At 68.6% G+C, this 16,059-nt stretch carries 13 protein-coding genes and 1 pseudogene; 7 read left to right on the top strand and 7 right to left on the bottom strand.

Annotated features, from left to right (window positions below; translation table 11 throughout):
* Positions 1–7: 7 nt before the first annotated feature.
* The 4 genes and pseudogenes from KXD97_RS14265 (at position 8) to KXD97_RS14250 (ending at position 3,827) form a co-directional block, all read left to right on the top strand.
* Positions 8–927 (top strand): annotated as a pseudogene (locus tag KXD97_RS14265) (ferritin-like domain-containing protein).
* A 1-nt stretch (position 928) separates the two neighbouring features.
* Positions 929–2,377, top strand: a complete 1,449-nt coding sequence (locus tag KXD97_RS14260) for an NAD(P)/FAD-dependent oxidoreductase (protein WP_260757497.1) — start codon at positions 929–931, stop codon at positions 2,375–2,377.
* Position 2,378: 1 nt separating this feature from the next.
* Positions 2,379–3,245 (top strand): MerR family transcriptional regulator, encoded by an 867-nt coding sequence (locus KXD97_RS14255; RefSeq protein WP_260757496.1) that lies wholly within the window; start codon positions 2,379–2,381, stop codon positions 3,243–3,245.
* Between the two features lie 21 nt (positions 3,246–3,266).
* Positions 3,267–3,827, top strand: coding sequence for a TenA family transcriptional regulator (locus KXD97_RS14250; protein WP_260757494.1), 561 nt, complete (start codon positions 3,267–3,269; stop codon positions 3,825–3,827).
* Here the strand turns inward: KXD97_RS14250 and guaA are convergent, their stop codons facing one another.
* Complete coding sequence (gene guaA, locus KXD97_RS14245) at positions 3,828–5,387, bottom strand: glutamine-hydrolyzing GMP synthase (RefSeq protein ID WP_260757493.1); 1,560 nt, start codon at positions 5,385–5,387, stop codon at positions 3,828–3,830.
* Between the two features lie 170 nt (positions 5,388–5,557).
* The gene (locus KXD97_RS14240; RefSeq protein ID WP_260757492.1) at positions 5,558–6,238 is read right to left on the bottom strand and encodes a response regulator transcription factor; all 681 of its coding nucleotides are present in this window, start codon (positions 6,236–6,238) and stop codon (positions 5,558–5,560) included.
* A 228-nt stretch (positions 6,239–6,466) separates the two neighbouring features.
* Between KXD97_RS14240 and KXD97_RS14235 the strand changes: the two genes are divergently transcribed.
* Positions 6,467–8,674 (top strand): sensor histidine kinase, encoded by a 2,208-nt coding sequence (locus tag KXD97_RS14235; RefSeq protein ID WP_260757491.1) that lies wholly within the window; start codon positions 6,467–6,469, stop codon positions 8,672–8,674.
* Here KXD97_RS14235 and KXD97_RS14230 read toward each other — a convergent pair.
* The gene (locus tag KXD97_RS14230) at positions 8,638–10,374 is read right to left on the bottom strand and encodes an FAD-dependent oxidoreductase (protein WP_260757489.1); all 1,737 of its coding nucleotides are present in this window, start codon (positions 10,372–10,374) and stop codon (positions 8,638–8,640) included. The genes KXD97_RS14235 and KXD97_RS14230 overlap by 37 nt on opposite strands.
* 72 nt (positions 10,375–10,446) lie before the next feature.
* Between KXD97_RS14230 and KXD97_RS14225 the strand changes: the two genes are divergently transcribed.
* On the top strand, positions 10,447–11,055 hold the full coding sequence (locus KXD97_RS14225; RefSeq protein WP_396885218.1) for a TetR/AcrR family transcriptional regulator: 609 nt from the start codon (positions 10,447–10,449) through the stop codon (positions 11,053–11,055).
* A gap of 3 nt (positions 11,056–11,058) precedes the next feature.
* Here the strand turns inward: KXD97_RS14225 and KXD97_RS14220 are convergent, their stop codons facing one another.
* Both KXD97_RS14220 and guaB read right to left on the bottom strand, forming a co-directional pair.
* Complete coding sequence (locus KXD97_RS14220; protein ID WP_260757967.1) at positions 11,059–12,186, bottom strand: GuaB3 family IMP dehydrogenase-related protein; 1,128 nt, start codon at positions 12,184–12,186, stop codon at positions 11,059–11,061.
* A 40-nt stretch (positions 12,187–12,226) separates the two neighbouring features.
* Complete coding sequence (gene guaB, locus KXD97_RS14215; RefSeq protein ID WP_260757487.1) at positions 12,227–13,780, bottom strand: IMP dehydrogenase; 1,554 nt, start codon at positions 13,778–13,780, stop codon at positions 12,227–12,229.
* Positions 13,781–13,927: 147 nt separating this feature from the next.
* On the opposite strand from guaB, the gene KXD97_RS14210 reads away from it, so the two are divergent.
* Positions 13,928–14,332, top strand: a complete 405-nt coding sequence (locus tag KXD97_RS14210; RefSeq protein ID WP_040540522.1) for a DUF5319 domain-containing protein — start codon at positions 13,928–13,930, stop codon at positions 14,330–14,332.
* 28 nt (positions 14,333–14,360) lie between these two features.
* Here KXD97_RS14210 and KXD97_RS14205 read toward each other — a convergent pair whose 3' ends face one another.
* Both KXD97_RS14205 and KXD97_RS14200 read right to left on the bottom strand, forming a co-directional pair.
* Positions 14,361–15,479 carry an anti-sigma-D factor RsdA gene (locus tag KXD97_RS14205; protein WP_260757486.1) on the bottom strand — a complete coding sequence of 373 codons (1,119 nt, stop codon included), beginning with the start codon at positions 15,477–15,479 and terminating at the stop codon, positions 14,361–14,363.
* On the bottom strand, positions 15,472–16,050 hold the full coding sequence (locus tag KXD97_RS14200; RefSeq protein ID WP_260757485.1) for a sigma-70 family RNA polymerase sigma factor: 579 nt from the start codon (positions 16,048–16,050) through the stop codon (positions 15,472–15,474). Before KXD97_RS14200 ends, KXD97_RS14205 begins: the two co-directional genes overlap by 8 nt.
* Positions 16,051–16,059: the final 9 nt, after the last annotated feature.

Below are 16,059 nucleotides of genomic sequence, written 5' to 3'. Positions count from 1 at the left end.
GACTCTCATGGCCATGGATATGGATTCGATGCTGGCGAAGATCAAGGACAGGCAGTGGGCCCTGGCCGACATCGACTGGGACGCTCCGGGGGCCGAGAAGATCACCGACGAACAGCGCCCGAAGCTCAAGGCGTTCATGGCCGACCTGTGCTGGATCGAGAACATCGGGGCACGGGGTTTCGCCGCGCTGGCCAAGAAGGCACCGACCCCGACGATCGCCGAGATCTACCGCTATTCCATGCCGAGGAGCAGCGGCACGCCAATGCCGAACTCGCGCTGATGAAACGGTGGGGCATGCTTGACGACGGGGAAATGCCCGAACCGAACGTCAACATCCGGCTGGCGATGGACTGGCTGGACACCTACGCCGACGGCATGTCGTTGTCGATCCTGGGCACCGTGATCCCGATGCTGGAGGTGGCACTGGACGGCGCACTGCTGAAGTTCCTGCTCGAGGAGGTCGACGATCCTGTCTGCCACCAGGTGTTCGAGAAGATCAACAACGACGAATCCCGGCACATCGCCGTCGATTTCGAGGTTCTGAACATGATCGGCCACGCCGATGCCCGTCGCCTGGCCATCGAATTCGTGGGCAATGTCGCCACCCCCGGCCTGATCATCGGCGCGGTCATGTACATCCCGCTGCTCAACCGCATCCGCAATGAGATCGTCGGTATGGGGTTGGAGCCGGAGCGGCTGTACAACGCGGTCAAGCGATTCCAGACCCTGGGTGAACGTGGGGAATTCACGTCCAGGGTGCCCACCTACCGGGTGCTTCGCCGGCACGCCGCGATGGTCGTCAAACCGCGCCATCCGTATCACCTGCTGGCCAACACGATGGTCCGACTGTCCGACCTGTATCCCCGGGCTCTGCTCAAGCCGATCCCGAGCTGGTTCACAGAACTCACCCACGAGCCAGCCGCCTGACATGATTCACGACACCCTGATCGTCGGCGCCGGATTCACCGGGCTGGGCACCGCCATCAAGCTTCGGCAGGCCGGCGTCGAGGACATCGTCATCGTCGAGCGCGGACACCGGGTCGGCGGAACCTGGCGCGACAACACCTATCCCGGTGTAGCGTGCGACATCCCGTCGCTGCTGTACTCGTTCTCCTTCGTCAAGAACCCGTCATGGTCACGGGCGTACCCGTCGGGGGCGGAGATCCTCCGGCACATCGAGGACATGGCCGACCAGCACGGCCTGACCCCGCTGATCCGGTTCGGCACCGAGGTCACCGGCCTGAAGTTCGACGATCAGACCGGCGTGTGGACGGTGAGCACCAAGCGGCGCAAGCGGTTCCAGGCCCGGACGGTGGTGCTGGCCTCAGGACCGTTGGCGGACCACAGCTTCCCCGAGATCCGCGGCATCGACACCTACCGTGGCCGCAAGATCCACAGCGCATCGTGGGACCACGACTACGACTTCGCCGGCAAGCGTGTCGCGGTGATCGGCACCGGCGCGAGCGCGGTGCAGATCGTTCCGGAGCTGGTCAAGACGGCCGCCTTCGTCAAGGTCTTTCAGCGCACCCCGGGCTGGGTGCTGCCGCGCCTGGATCTCCCGATGCCCACGGCGGTGCAGACGCTGTTCGCTAAAGTCCCTGCCGCCCAGGAGATCGCCCGCCAGGCCCTGTACTGGGGGCATGAGGCGAGCGCGGCGGCACTGGTGTGGAACACCCCGATGAGTGGTCTGGTCGCCCAGTTGGGCAAAGCCCATCTGCGTCAACAGGTCAGGGACCCGTGGATGCGTCGCCAGCTCACCCCCGACTTCACCCCGGGCTGCAAGCGGATGCTGATCTCCAGCGACTACTACCCCGCGCTTCAGCGTGACAACTGCAAGCTGATCGACTGGCCGATCGCCACGTTGAGCCCCGCGGGAATCCGCACCAGCGACGGCGTCGAGCACCATCTCGACGCGATCGTCTTCGCCACCGGCTACGACGTCCATCTGTCCGGCCCCCCGTTTCCGGTCACGGGCCTGGGCGGCCGGTCGCTGCAGCAGGACTGGGCCGACCACGCCGAGGCCTACAAAAGCGCCAGCGCGCACGGCTATCCGAACCTGTACTTCATGACCGGGCCGAACTCCGGCCCGGGACACAACTCGCTGCTGGTCTACGTCGAAGGCCAGATCGCCTACGCGGTCGACGCGATCACCGCGATCCTGAACCGGAACCTGCGCTATCTCGATGTGCGAGCCGACGTCCAGCGGCGCTACAACGAGCGCATCCAGCGGCGGCTGGCCAAGACCACCTGGATGTCAGGCTGCCAGAGCTGGTATCTGACCGCCGACGGATTCAACGCCTCGATGTACCCGGGGTTCGCGACGCAGTATCGTCGACAGATGCAGTTCCGCGCCGAGGATTACACCGCGGTGGCCTGAGATGTCCGGCCCCATCCAGACGATTCTGCGCCGGGTCCGACGCGGCTCGCGCGACGTGGTCGAGAACGCGGTGTCACAGCTGTTCGACGCCGCCGTACAGCCGCACGGCGCCGCCGATTCCGGCGAGTACCGTATCGACGACCTCGCGCGGCTCGCGGGCACCACGACGCGCAACATCCGGGTTTACCGCGACCGCGGTCTGCTGCACCCGCCGCTGCGGGTGGGCCGGATCGCGCTGTTCAACGACACGCATCTGACGCGGCTGCGGCTGATCACCTCGCTGCTGGACCGCGGTTACAACATCGCCCATGTCAAGGAGATGCTCTCGGCGTGGGAACAGGGCAAGGATCTCGGCGACATGCTGGGCCTGGAATCGGCGATCGCGGGCAGCTGGGCCACCGAGAAGCCGCAGCGCATGCCGCTGACCGCGGCGCGGCGTCTGATCGACGACGACGCCGGATTCGACCGGCTGGTGGCGCTGGGCATCATCCGGGTCGAGGACGACGCGCACGCCACCATCGTGCGCCCCACCTTGGTGGAGGCATTCACCGAAATCAGGCACTACGGCGTGGCTTTGGACAAATTGATCGACCTGCATGAGCAGGTGACTCCCCTGCTCGACCAGATCAGCGCGATCCTCGTGCGGGCCGGCCTCGAAGAGGTGGTCGACAAGGTCAACCCCGGCGCGGCCCTGCCCGACGACGTCGAGGTCGCCCAGCTGATCACGACGCTGGTGCGCTTCCGCACCCAGGCGGTGACCGCCGTCGCTGCGACGCTGGCGTTCTCGATCGAGTCGCAGGTGGAATCCACGGTGGCGCAGTTGCTCGGTGATCTGGTCGAGAAGACGGCAGAGGCCGCCGGCGAATAGCCGCCAAGTATCCTTCCGGGCGTGCTTGACGGACTCTGGGCCACGGCCACCCGCCACCGTTTCCTCGCCGATGTGCGGGAGGGCACCATCACCGACGCGGACTTCGACCGGTGGCTGGTGCAGGACGCGGTGTTCGTCGCCGATCTGCTGACGTTCCAGGCCCGGCTGCTCGCACGCGCACCGCGGCCGGCCCAGACCACGCTCGCCGGAGGCTGCGCCGCGCTGGTGTCCGAACTCGACTGGTTCGACGGGCAGGCGGCGCAGCGCGGTATCGACACCGACCAGCCCGCCCTGCCGGCCACGCTGAAGTACCGGGAACTGCTGCAGCGCCTCGACACTGCGCCCTACGAGGCGGCCATCACGGCGCTGTGGGTCATCGAGAAGGTCTACCTGCTGGCGTGGGCCACCGCCGCGTCGGACTCGTCCCCGTACCGCGAGTTCGTCGAGCACTGGACCGCTCCGGGTTTCGCCGACTACGTGCGTGCGCTCGAGGAACTCGCGACCCCGGCCGACCACGACGACGTCATCGCCGAGGTGCTGTCCCACGAGGTCGCGTTCTGGGACATGGCGCTCGGCGCGTGACTACTCCCATTCGATGGTGCCCGGCGGCTTGCTGGTGACATCGAGCACCACCCGGTTGACCTCACGCACCTCGTTGGTGATCCGCGTCGAAATCCGTTCCAGCACTTCGTAAGGCACCCGCGTCCAGTCGGCCGTCATCGCGTCCTCACTGGACACCGGACGCAACACGATGGGATGGCCGTAGGTGCGGCCGTCACCCTGCACCCCCACCGAGCGGACGTCGGCCAGCAGCACCACCGGGCATTGCCAGATCTGGTGATCCAGTCCCGCCGAGGTCAACTCCTCACGGGCGATGGCATCGGCCCGGCGCAACGTGTCCAGCCGCTCGGCGGTGACCTCGCCGACGATCCGGATGCCCAGGCCCGGTCCCGGGAACGGTTGGCGCGCAACGATCTCCTCGGGCAGCCCGAGCTCCCGGCCTACCGCGCGCACCTCGTCCTTGAACAGCAGCCGCAGCGGCTCGACGAGCGTGAACTTCAGATCGTCGGGCAGTCCGCCGACGTTGTGGTGGCTCTTGATGTTGGCGGTGCCGGAACCGCCGCCGGACTCCACCACGTCGGGATAGAGCGTGCCCTGCACCAGGAACTCGACCTCACCGCCGGACAGGTCGACGGCGTCGCGGACGGCACCCTCGAACGCGCGGATGAACTCGCGGCCGATGATCTTGCGCTTGCCCTCCGGGTTGGTCACCCCCGACAGCGCCTCCAGGAACCGGTCGGCCACGTCGACGGTGACGAGGTTGGCGCCGGTGGCGGCGACGAAGTCGCGCTGCACCTGGGCCCGTTCGCCGGAGCGCAACAGCCCGTGGTCGACGAACACACAAGTGAGCCGGTCACCGATGGCGCGCTGCACCAGCGCCGCCGCCACCGCCGAGTCGACCCCGCCGGACAGGCCGCAGATCGCCCGCCCGTCGCCGATCTGGGTGCGCACCTGCTCGATGAGGGCCTCGGCGATGTTGGCCGGTGTCCAGGTGGCGTCGATGCCCGCGAACTCGTGCAGGAACCGGCTGAGCACCTGCTGGCCGTGCGGGCTGTGCATCACCTCGGGGTGGTACTGCACGCCGGCCAGCCGGCGGTCCTTGTTCTCGAAGGCCGCTACGGGAGCCCCGGCACTGGTCGCGACGACCTCGAAACCGTCCGGTGCGGCCGTCACCGCGTCGCCGTGGCTCATCCACACCGGCTGAGTGTGGGGCAGGTCGGTATGCAGTTGTCCGCCAGCCACTTTGAGCTCGGTGCGGCCGTACTCGCTGGTGCCGGTGTGCGCGACGGTGCCACCCAGCGCCTGCGCCATCGCCTGGAACCCATAGCAGATCCCGAACACCGGGACGTCGAGGTCGAACAACGCGGGGTCGAGCCGGGGTGCGCCGTCGGCGTAGACGCTGGCCGGACCCCCGGACAGCACGACCGCCCGCGGGTTGCGCGCCTTGATCTCGTCGACGGTGGTGGTGTGCGGGACGACCTCGGAGAACACCCGCGCCTCGCGTACGCGTCGGGCGATCAGCTGCGCGTATTGCGCGCCGAAGTCGACGACCAGGACCGGGCGGGGAGCTGCAGATTCCACCGGGTCAGTCTAGTGAGTGCCCGGTCAACGTGATCGCCGGAGCGCTCCCGCGGTTCGGCGCACCCCCCGCTGCCGAACCGCCTCGCCACCGGCGATCACGTTGACTCCCCCGAGCACTGGCCACGCTATCGGCGCCCGGCGGGACTGTCTGTCAGCCGAACGGCCGAAATCTAGTAAAGGTCGTTGAGGCTGAGGATCCCGTCCTCGATCGCGCGCGCCAGCAGCGCCGACTTCGTCGGGGCCGGCCTGCCCACCCCCGCGTATTTGGCCCGCGCCCGCTGCAGATGAGTGCGCACGGTGGTCGGCGCGATGAACAGCCGCTTGGCCACCAGTTCCTTGCTCTCGGTCTGGAACCACGCGACCAGGATCTGTTTCTCACGCTCGGTGAGTTTGATCCGCCCCACCGTGCTGTCGTTGAGCATGGCCTTGCCCATCCGTGGACCCACGTAGGGCGTGGCGGTGTGCGCCGAGTGCACCGCCTCGATCAGGTGGCGCTTGCCTTCCGACTTCACCAGGTAGGTGACCGCGCCAAGATCCAGACACCGCAGGATCACCTCGTCGGCGGTGATGTGGGAGTACACGATGACGCGCTGGTCGCGATCGGCGAGCCTGGACAGCGTCTCGAAGTCCGGCCGGTGGCCTTCGATCTGCAGGTCGAGCAGCACCACGTCGACGTCGCCTCCGTCGGCCGGGTGCTTGTCGAAGTACTCGGCCGGACGCATGAAGCTGTCCACCAGTTCGATCGGCGGGTCGGCGTCCCCGCACCACGCCTGAATCCCTGCATGCACGACATCGTGATCGTCGATGATCGCGATTCGCACAGGTCGCCGCGCCTCGCCCTCGCGGGACATCCCCCCGGCACCTCCCCCTGGTAGACACACTCGTCAAACTGTCAGTCCGTGCCGGTATTTAATCCCAGCCCTGCGGCGGCCGCGAGGGAAAACCCGGCTGAAGTTGCCGAATATGGGCTTTCTGTCGCCGGCAACGACGAATTAGTACGTTCGACCGACACGACGGCGGCGATATGTTCCCCGGGCTAACGTAGCGGCGACAACGCATCGGGTTCGCTGGGGGGCGGCATGGCGACGAGCGGCACCAGGGTGGGTTCTGCCGCGCAACGGCATTTGATGAGGCGGGCGGCCACCGTCGGTCTGCTGATGCGCAACACCGTGAACCTCGGCGTCGCGCTCATCACACTCGCCGATCCAGGCGGCCTGGCCACCCCTGCCGGCAGGTGGCTGCTGGCGGTGCTCGCGGTGTGGTCGGCGGCGCGGCTGCTCACCCGGTCCCACCACCCGGCCTGGCTGGCGGTGGACTACGCCCTCGTGCTGGCCGTCTGTCTGGCCATCCCGGTACTGACGCCCGCTGCGGATTTCTACGCGTCGAACTCGGCTCCGCAGGCCATCGCCGGTACCGCGGTGGTGAGCATCTCGGTGTCGGTGCCGGCGCCGGCCAGCGTGCTGATGACCGCCGGAATCGCCGCGGCCTACGCCTGGGGCGCCGCCGCCGTCACCGGCTGGGAAAACCTGACCTCAGTGACCGCGCTGTTCTACTTCGTCGTCCAATGCGCCACGGCCTCGATCATCCGCTACATGCTGCTGCGGGCGGCGGGCGTGATCGACCGTGCCCGCAGCGAGCGCGACGAAGCGGAGGTCGCCCGCCGGGTGACCGACGCTCTCCGCGACTACGAACGCGAACAACTCGCTCTGCTGCACGACACGGCCGCATCGACCCTGCTGATGGTCGGCCAGGGCGGTCCGCTGCCCACGCGGCGCCTCGCCGCCCAGGCCCGGCGCGATCTGCGCCTGCTCAGCGACGGCGCCTGGGTGGCTCCGCCGGCGCGGGTGGAACTGGTTGCGGCGCTGCGGGAGTGCGCCCAGCGCCTCACCACACCGGTGGTGTTCGACGGCAGGGAACGCCTCCGGCTGCCCGGGGCGACGGCCGCTCCGGTGATCGCGGCGGCCCGCGAGGCGATGACCAACGTCGACCGGCACTCCCGCGCCACGCTGCTGCGGATCACCGTGTCCGGCAGCATGATCCGCCTCGAAGACGACGGAATCGGCTTCGACGTCGGCGTGCCGCGCCGCGGTCACGGCGTGGACGACTCGATCATCGATCGGATGGCGCGGGCGCGCGGCCAGGCACGCGTGATATCCAGCCCGGGCGCCGGAACGGTGACCGAACTGTGGTGGTCCCCTACCGACACCGCGGTGAAGTCGCCGACCGTGGACCCGGACCGTCTGCTGGAGCGCACCAGAACCCGCTACGGTCTCGCGCTCGCCGCGTACGCCCTGGTGAACCTCGCCGTGACCGTTCCCGCCGCCGATGCCGTACTCGGTGTCGTCGCAGCACTCGGCACGCTGGCCGCGGTACCCGGAATACTCTGCCAGCGATGGACTTTGGCCTGGCCGGCCGGACTGCTACTGCTGGCGGTCACGGTCGCCCAGCCTGCGCTACTGCCGCAGGACGCGCTGGTCGGGTACGCGCACTGGGCGCAGAGCGGTATCGGCTGGTGTGTGCTGCCGCTGCTTCTCGCACTGCCGACCAGGATTGGGGCCGCGCTGCTGGTCGGCTTCTGGGTGCTCAACAGCGCTGTCGTGGCCCTGCGGGATCCGTCCGCGGTTGTGCTCGTCAACATCGGTCTGGGCACCGCGAGCATTCTCGGCGTGCAGCTGTTCGCCTTCGTCTTCAACGGTCTGATGCGCGACGCGGCCAAAGTGGTGGAGGCCGAGACCCGGGCCCACCGTCGGCTGGTCACCCGGGACCGGGTCAGCGCCGCGCTGCGCACCGAATACCAGCGCCGCTACGCCACCATCGTCGACAACGTCGTCCCCCTGCTGGATGCGCTGACGCGTGGCGAACCCGTCGACGCGGCCATGCAAGCCCAGGCCCGCGCTGAATGCCGCAGGCTTCGAGCGCTTTTCGATCAGGCCGGCATCTTCGACCATCCGCTGATGCAGAAGATCCGGACGCTCGTCGACGACGCCGAAGCACGCAATCTCGGCGTGGCGTTCGACCTGTCCGGCACACTGCCCGACCTCGGCGACCAGCAGATCGCCGCACTGGTGGACCGGCTCTCCGAGGTGCTGGCTCATGCGTCGAGCACGGTGCGCATGGTGTTGTCCGGCACCGACGATGAGGTGGAGATCAGCGTCGTCATCGACACACACACCGATACCGAGGCCGCGCCCGCAGGTCTGGGTGACGCCGAGGTGGTGGTGTCCGGCCGGGAGATGTGGTGCCTGATCCGCTACCCGGCCGAGCTGACCGGTTCGATCGGGATCTGACGCAGCCCCGCCGGCGCATCCGCCGGCACCACAGGATTTTTCGGCGCGATCGGGGACAGCCGGCGGTACGGCTGCCCCTGTGCCGGCCGCAGATCGTCCTCGCCCTTGTTCGGCCACAGTGACGCGGCCCGTTCGGCTTGGGCGGTGATCGACAACGACGGGTTCACCCCGAGGTTCGCCGAGATCGCCGCGCCGTCCATCACCGACAGGGTGGGGTAGCCGTAGACCCGGTGGTACGGGTCGATGACGCCGTGCCCGGGACTGTCGCCGATCGCCGCGCCACCGAGGAAGTGCGCCGTGAGCGGGATGTTGAACAATTCACCCCAGGTGCCGCCGGCGACGCCGTCGATCTTCTTCGCGATGCGCCGGGTGACCTCGTTGCCCGCCGGGATCCAGCTCGGGTTGGGTTCGCCGTGGCCCTGCTTGCTGTCGAGCATGCGGAAACCGAACCTGGTCTTGCGGGTGAACGTGGTGATCGAGTTGTCCAGGTGCTGCATGACGAGCGCGATCATGGTGCGCTCGCTCCAGCGGCGCGGGTTGAGCAGCCGCAGTGTGCCGCGCGGGTCATCCCGCGCGCTGTCGATCAGCTGCCGCCATCGCGGCACGTCGGTGCCCTGCGGCCCGGTGCCGTCGGTCATCAGCGTCTGCAGCAGCCCCATCGCGTTGGAGCCCTTGCCGTAGCGCACCGGTTCGACGTGGGTGTCCGGCGTCGGATGGATCGACGACGTGATCGCGACACCGTGCGTGAGGTCGAGGTCGTCGCCGACCTTGAGCCGTCCGGCGCCGACGATCGACTCGGAATTGGTGCGGGTGAGCATGCCGAGCCGGTCGGAGAGCTCGGGCAGCTTGCCCTGATCGCGCATCTTGAACAGCAGCTTCTGCGTGCCGTAGGTGCCGGCGGCCAGGATCAGGTGGTTGGCGGTGAACGTCCTGCTTCGCCGGCGCAGCTTGCCTCCGGTGCGCTTGGTCCGCACCTCCCACAGCCCGTCGGGACGCTGCTCGAAACCGGTGACCATGGTCAGCGGGTACACGTCGGCGCCGGCCTTCTCGGCCAGGCCCAGGTAGTTCTTGAGCAGCGTGTTCTTGGCACCGTAGCGGCAGCCGGTCATGCAGGAGCCGCACTCGATGCAGCCGGTGCGGGCCGGACCGACCCCGCCGAAGTACGGGTCGGCCACGGTCTTGCCGGGCGTCTTCTCGTTGTCGGGGCCGAAGAACACCCCGACGGGGGTCGGCACGAAAGTGTCGCCGACGCCCATGTCCTCGGCGACCTCCTTCATGATGCGGTCGGCGTCGGTGAAGGTCGGGTTGGTGACGACGCCGAGCATTCGCTGGGCCTGGTCGTAGTGCGGCATCAGTTCCGCACGCCAGTCGGTGATGTTCTTCCACTGCGGGTCGTTGAAGAACGGCTCCGGCGGGACGTACAGCGTGTTCGCGTAGTTCAGGGATCCGCCGCCCACACCGGCGCCGGCCAGGATCATCACGTTGCGCAACAGGTGGATGCGCTGGATCCCGTACATGCCGAACTGCGGGGCCCACAGGAACTTCCGCAGGTTCCAGGAGGTCTTGGCGAATTCCTCATCGGCGTAGCGCCGGCCGGCCTCCAGCACGCCGACGCGGTAGCCCTTCTCGGTCAGGCGCAACGCACTCACGCTGCCGCCGAACCCCGAGCCGATGATCAGCACGTCATAGTCAGGCTTCATCGGCACATTATGAACTTACCGGCCGGTAACCAGCTAGAAAGGCGACCCTAACTTCGGTAGGCGATAGGGTCGGTGGCTGTGACCACTCGGGCCGGTTCGGGCATCACCGCGCGCGAGGCGAAGCGCCTGCAGACCAGAGAGCGGTTGTTGGGCGCGGCGATCGCGGAGTTCAAGCGCGCGGGCAAGGACGAGGCCGACGTCGGCGCCATCGTGGCCGCGGCCGGAGTCGCGCACGGCACCTTCTTCTTCCACTTCCCCACCAAGGAACACGTCCTTCTCGAGCTGGAGCGCCGGGAAGAGGACCGCATCGCCAAACGGTTCGCGTCGTTCGTCAAGACCCCTCACGACCTGGCGACCACCTTGCGCGAGGCCGCGCAGCTGGTCCTCGGGCTGGAACGCCGGCTGGGGGCCCTGCTGTTCAAAGACTTTCTCGCGCTGCACTTCTCGCCGACCCGACCACCTGCCGAGCACGGTGTCGACCACCCGCTGATCGTGTTGGTCGCCGATCAGATCGACAACGCCCGCCGGCGCGGCGAGACCGCCGCCGACGTCACGCCGATGAACAGCGCCATCTACTTCCTGCTGGGCCTGTACGCATTGCTGATCACCACCGACGACTCCACCGGCAGGGGCGAGCTCGTCGACGACTATCTGACCCGCACGCTGCGCAGCCTGCAGTAGGCCTCAGCGCCCGACGGTCAGCCCGACCTTCTGGAATTCCTTGAGGTCGCAATAGCCGGCCTTGGCCATGGACCGGGCCAGACCCCCGACGAGGTTCAGCGAGCCGAACGGGTCGTCGGACGGGCCGTTGAGCACCTGACTCAGCGCCGGCCGTTCCTCGTCGGCGACCTGCATCATCGCGCCGCGCGGCAGCGACGGGTGCGCGGCCGCGGCGGGCCAGAACCAGCCGCCGCCGAGCGCTTCGGCGGACACCGCCAGCGGCGTGCCGAGTACGACGGCGTCGGCGCCGCACGCGATCGCCTTCGCCAGATCGCCGGAGGTGTGGATGTCCCCGTCGGCGAGCACGTGCACGTAGCGCCCGCCGGTCTCGTCGAGGTATTCGCGCCGCGCCGCGGCGGCGTCGGCGATCGCGGTGGCCATCGGCACGCTGATGCCCAGCACCTCGTCTGAGGTGGTGACGCCGGCGGTGGAGCCGTAGCCGACGATGACGCCGGCGGCGCCGGTGCGCATCAGGTGCAGCGCGGTGCGGTGGTCGAGCACACCGCCGGCCACGACCGGCACGTCGAGCTCGGAGATGAAGGTCTTGAGGTTGAGCGGCTCACCGTCGTTCGCGACGCGCTCGGCGGAGATGATGGTGCCCTGGATGACGAGCAGGTCGATGCCCGCGGCCACCAGCGTGGGTGTCAGCGCCTGGGCGTTCTGCGGGCTGACCCGCACCGCGGTGGTGACCCCGGCGTCGCGGATCCGCGCGACCGCTGACCCCAGCAGGTCGAGATCCAGCGGGGCCGAATGCAACTGCTGCAACAGCCGGGTCGAGGCCGAGGGGTCGGGATCCTTCTCACCGGCCTCGATCACCTGCGCGATCTTGTCCTCGACGTCGGCGTGGCGACCGATCAACCCCTCCCCGTTGAGCACCCCGAGCCCGCCGAGACGGCCGAGCTCGATCGCGAACTCCACCGACACCAGCGCGTCGGTCGGATGCGCCACCACCGGGATCTCGAAGCGGTACGCGTCGAGCTGCCACGCCGTGGAGACGTCCTTCGACGACCTGGTACGCCGCGACGGCACGATGTTGATGTCGTCGAGTTCGTAGGTGCGACGGGCGGTCCGGCCCATGCCGATCTCCACCATGTCTCGCATGTTCACTCCCCTGTGTTGGCCCCTGCAGACCCTAGCGGGTGGTGTAGTTCGGGGCTTCCACAGTCATGGTGATGTCGTGCGGGTGGCTCTCCTTGAGCCCGGCCGCGGTGATCTGGACGAACTGCGCCTGCTGCAGTGCTTCGATGGTCGGCGAGCCCGTGTAGCCCATCGCGGCGCGCAGACCGCCGACGAGCTGGTGGATCACGGTCGACAGCGGGCCGCGGAACGGCACGCGGCCTTCGATGCCCTCGGGCACCAGCTTGTCCTCGGAGAGCACGTCGTCCTGGAAATAGCGGTCCTTGGAATAGGAACCACGCAGGTTGCCGGTGGCGCCCCGCCCCTGCATCGCGCCGAGCGAGCCCATGCCGCGGTAGCTCTTGAACTGCTTGCCGTTGACCAGGATCAGCTCGCCGGGTGACTCGGCGGTGCCGGCCAGCAGCGAACCCAGCATTGCCGTCGAAGCGCCTGCGGCCAGCGCCTTGGCGATGTCACCGGAGTACTGCAGGCCGCCGTCGGCGATCACCGGCACACCGTGCGGTGCGCACGCGGCTACCGCCTCCAAGATCGCGGTGATCTGCGGGGCACCGACACCGGCGACCACCCGGGTGGTGCAGATCGAGCCGGGTCCGACGCCGACCTTGACCGCGTCCGCGCCGGCCTCGACCAGCGCGGCGGCCGCGGCGCGGGTGGCGACGTTGCCGCCGACCACCTCGACGCGGTCCCCGATCGCGGCCTTGAGCCGGTGCACCATGTCGAGCACGCCCCGGTTGTGGGCGTGCGCGGTGTCGACAATCAGTACGTCCACACCGGCGTCAGCCAGCGTCATCGCGCGCGTCCACGCGTCCTCGCCGACCCCCACCGCGGCCCCGACCAGCAGCCGGCCGTCGCTGTCCTTGGTGGCCAGCGGGAACTGCTCGGTCTTGACGAAGTCCTTGACCGTGATCAGGCCGGTGAGCCTGCCGTGCCCGTCGACGATGGGCAGCTTCTCGATCTTGTGGCGGCGCAGCAGCCCGAGCGCGGCCTCGGCCGAGACTCCCTCCTGCGCGGTGATCAGCGGAGCCTTCGTCATCACCTCGGAGACCGGCTTGGACTGGTCGACCTCGAAGCGCATGTCCCGGTTGGTGATGATCCCGACCAGCGAGCCGGTGTCGTCGACGACCGGCAGGCCCGAGATCCGGAACCGGGCGCACATCGCGTCAACCTCGGCCAGCGTGTTGTCCGGCGAGCAGGTGACCGGATCGGTCACCATGCCGGCCTCGGAGCGCTTCACGGTCTCCACCTGACCGGCCTGCTCGGCGACCGGGAGGTTGCGGTGCAACACCCCCATCCCGCCGGCACGGGCCATCGCGATCGCCATCCGGGACTCGGTCACGGTGTCCATCGCGGAACTGACCAACGGGACCTTCAACCGGATCTTGCGGGTCAGCTGACTCGAGGTGTCGGCGGTCGCCGGGATCACGTCCGACGCGGCGGGCAGCAAGAGGACGTCGTCGAAGGTGAGCCCGACCATCGCGACCTTGGTGGGGTCGTCGCCGCCTGTGGGCACAGGAACGGCGATGGGGATGCTGCTTTCGGCGATCGACATGGGTGGGGCCTCCGGTAACAGATGCAGCCAGGTGACGGGACCACCTGAAAGCCACATCTTATCGGCTTCGAGCCTGCCGTTTTGATTCCCCGCGACGTGCCGGGTGTGCGCTGGCGCGATACCTGGGAGGCTGCGTAGTCTGGGAACGTGCGAGACCACCTGCCACCAGGATTGCCGCCCGACCCGTTCGCCGATGATCCGAGCGATCCGTCGGCGGCGCTCGACGCCCTGGAGCCCGGTCAGCCGTTGGATCCGCAGGAGCGCACCGCCGTGGAGGCGGATCTGGCTGACTTAGCTGTCTACGAAGCACTGTTGGCGCACAAGGGAATCCGCGGACTCGTCGTGTGCTGCGACGAATGTCAGCAGGATCACTACCACGACTGGGACATGCTGCGCGCCAACCTGTTGCAGCTGCTGGTCGACGGCACCGTCCGGCCACACGAGCCCGCCTACGATCCCGAACCCGACTCCTACGTCACGTGGGACTACTGCCGCGGCTATGCCGACGCCTCCCTCAATGAGGCCACGTCGGATTCCGACGGTTATCGCTGAGGGCGCAACCGCAACCCCGAGAGCTCGATCAGCCCGCGCCGCCCGGTAGCGGCAGCAGGATGATCGGCGTGGTCGTCGTCGGCACAGCCGGAAGCTGCTCGGTCGGCGTGGCCGGCGGCACCTCGTCGACCGTCGGCGCGGGTGTCGGTACGGGCGTGGCGCTCGGCGTCGGTACCGCCGTCGGGGTCACGGTCGGTGTCGGAGACGGCGCGGCCACCGAGGTCGACGTCGGCAGCTGTGCGCGCGCTGTCGTCGACGTCGGAGACGGGGCCCGCGTCGTGGTCGACTGAACCGTCGTCGACGTCGGAGAGGGGGTCGCCGACGTGCTCGACGGCGTGGCCTCGACCGACGTGGTGGTCGGTGAGCTGGTCGGCGGCACGGTCGTGGTGGTCTCCGACGAAGGCGCGGTGGTGGTCTCCGACGGTGCGGAGGTGGTCTCCGACGGCGCGGAGGTGGTGTCGCTGGTGTCGCTGGTCACCGGGGCACCCGGGTCCAGCACCACCGCCGGCAGCTCAGGGAAGGTCGGCAGCGGCGCACCGGGCGGGACGGTCGCAGCGGCATTCTGAGCTTCGACCTTGACGGTCAGCTCCTGCCACTGCGTGACCAGTTCCTGCCGGCTCTGAAGATCGTTCACGGTCGCGACCGTGGTCGTGACGGCTTGCAGCTTCTCCTGAGCCCCCTGCCAGTCACCCTGCTCGATGAGCTGCTGCACCTGCTGCATCTCGGTCTGCGCGGCCAGAATCACCGCGTCGTCCCGGGTCTGGGTCTGCTCCCCGAACAGCATGGTCCGCAGCCCGTACAGAGCGTCTCCGGGGCCTGACCCGGCGATCACCGCACCGAATCCTCCGATGGCCAGCATCGCCGCGGCGGCAGATCCGACCACCGCCAGCGAGAACCGGCGGCGCGGCGCCGGCCTGGTCGCACGGTCCAGCGCGGCGGCCGCGTCTTCCGGGGTCAGCACGTGCCCCATCGGGGTCTCGCGCACGTCGTCGCGCCAACCCGCCAGCAGGTGTGCCAGCTCGGCCTCACCGTGGTCGGTCGAGTACGGCTGCTGCTGCGCGGCCAGCGCGTCGAGGAACTGGTCGGTGCGATTGATCTCGTTGAGGGACGGGTCGCCGCCCGCATCCCAGCGTCCGAAGTCAGGCATGTTCGCGCCCGTTCGCCGTGATCTCCGCCTTCAACCGCGTCAGCGCCCGATGCTGGGCCACCCGCACGGCGCCGGCGGTGCTGCCGACCGCGTCGGCCGTCTCCTCGGCGCTCATGCCGACTACGACACGCAGGATCAGGATCTCGCGCTGCTTTTCGGGCAGCACCTGCAGCAGTTTGGCCATCCGGGCCGAGGATTCGGAGTCGATCGCCAGCTGCTCCGGGCCGGCTTCGCCGGAGAAGCGCTCGGGGACGACATCGATCGGATCCGCCTTGTTTCGCCCGGCGGCGCGATGCGCATCAGCAACCTTGTGCGCTGCGATCCCGTACACGAAGGCCAGGAATGGTCGTCCCTGATCCTTGTAACGCGGCAGCGCCGTGATGGCGGCCAAGCACACCTCCTGAGCTACGTCATCAGCTGAAAGACCGCTGCGTTCCGCGGTCCCCACCCTCGCCCGGCAGTAGCGGACGACGAGGGGGCGGATGGTCTCCAGCACCTCCCGAAGTGCATCTCGATCACCGGCGACAGCTTCAGCAACGACAGCATCGAGACGTTCTCCCGAAATTGTCATCGTGAGCAG

The organism is Mycobacterium sp. SMC-8 (genome assembly GCF_025263565.1).
Taxonomy (GTDB): domain Bacteria; phylum Actinomycetota; class Actinomycetes; order Mycobacteriales; family Mycobacteriaceae; genus Mycobacterium.
The sequence above is the reverse complement of the archived record's forward strand: the minus strand, read 5'-3'. Positions and strand labels throughout refer to the sequence as shown.

Bases quoted from the DNA above. Each gene is read 5' to 3' on its own strand.
- guaB (WP_260757487.1), bottom strand. From the start codon at position 13,780: ATGTCGATCGCCGAAAGCAGCATCCCCATCGCCGTTCCTGTGCCCACA.
- KXD97_RS14235 (WP_260757491.1), top strand. From the start codon at position 6,467: ATGGCGACGAGCGGCACCAGGGTGGGTTCTGCCGCGCAACGGCATTTG.
- KXD97_RS14200 (WP_260757485.1), bottom strand. From the start codon at position 16,050: ATGACAATTTCGGGAGAACGTCTCGATGCTGTCGTTGCTGAAGCTGTC.
- KXD97_RS14240 (WP_260757492.1), bottom strand. From the start codon at position 6,238: ATGTCCCGCGAGGGCGAGGCGCGGCGACCTGTGCGAATCGCGATCATC.
- KXD97_RS14260 (WP_260757497.1), top strand. From the start codon at position 929: ATGATTCACGACACCCTGATCGTCGGCGCCGGATTCACCGGGCTGGGC.
- KXD97_RS14230 (WP_260757489.1), bottom strand. From the start codon at position 10,374: ATGAAGCCTGACTATGACGTGCTGATCATCGGCTCGGGGTTCGGCGGC.
- KXD97_RS14205 (WP_260757486.1), bottom strand. From the start codon at position 15,479: ATGCCTGACTTCGGACGCTGGGATGCGGGCGGCGACCCGTCCCTCAAC.
- KXD97_RS14220 (WP_260757967.1), bottom strand. From the start codon at position 12,186: ATGGTGGAGATCGGCATGGGCCGGACCGCCCGTCGCACCTACGAACTC.
- KXD97_RS14255 (WP_260757496.1), top strand. From the start codon at position 2,379: ATGTCCGGCCCCATCCAGACGATTCTGCGCCGGGTCCGACGCGGCTCG.